This window comes from Herbiconiux daphne (assembly GCF_024979295.1).
GTDB classification, from domain to species: Bacteria; Actinomycetota; Actinomycetes; order Actinomycetales; family Microbacteriaceae; genus Herbiconiux; species Herbiconiux daphnes.
The window spans coordinates 1-686 of sequence record NZ_JANLCJ010000421.1 but is presented as its reverse complement, the minus strand read 5'-3'; the positions used below and the strand labels follow the sequence as shown (position 1 = coordinate 686).

The following is a 686-nucleotide window of genomic DNA, read 5'->3' as shown; positions in this document are numbered from 1 at the left end:
CCAGCAAATATCTTGATTGGTATGGATAAAGTAAGCAATGCAGTGGCCATTAAATTCATTGCGGCTGCTCCTGCTAATACCCCAGGTCCCATATTACTCATAAGTTTAAGAGTCCCCACCATTACACCCATTGCACCTGCTACGGTCGCTAATGATGCAGCTAATTGCGCAGGTTTAATGGTGGATAATACTTTAAGTGCTGCAGACATGGTAAGCATAGCAGTAGCCATACCGTTCATTGCTAGGGCTGCTCCTGATATAGAAGCAAATTTCTTAAAATTCATTCCTGCTATTCCACTCATACCTACTTGAAGAATTTTGAGTGATCCAACAACAGCTGCAAGTGAAGTACCTAACTTATTAGCATCAATAGTAGATAGAGTAAATAACGATGCGGCTAATATACCGATTGCTACTGCTATATTCATAAGCGTTTTGGATTTAATATTTTGTGTTAATGCTTCTAAGTGCTCAGGAAGAGCTTTAAAAACGTCTAAACTGGATGCAATATTTTCTCCAAACTCTTTGAATCCGCTAGCAACTCCATGGAATGATTTAGCAAGTCCAGAGACTTTACTAGCAATTGTACCTAGAATTGCAAGAGCACCTAAGTTAGTGATGTCAGTATTATCCATTGCACCAAAGATACCTTTAAGACCATCTCCGATTGACTTGAATACGAAACC

At 39.4% G+C, this 686-nt stretch carries 1 protein-coding gene; it reads right to left on the bottom strand.

The features are described from left to right. Positions 1-635 (bottom strand): hypothetical protein (locus N1032_RS25605; protein ID WP_259543419.1); only part of this gene is annotated, 635 nt, incomplete at its 3' end. Positions 636-686 lie beyond the last annotated feature (51 nt).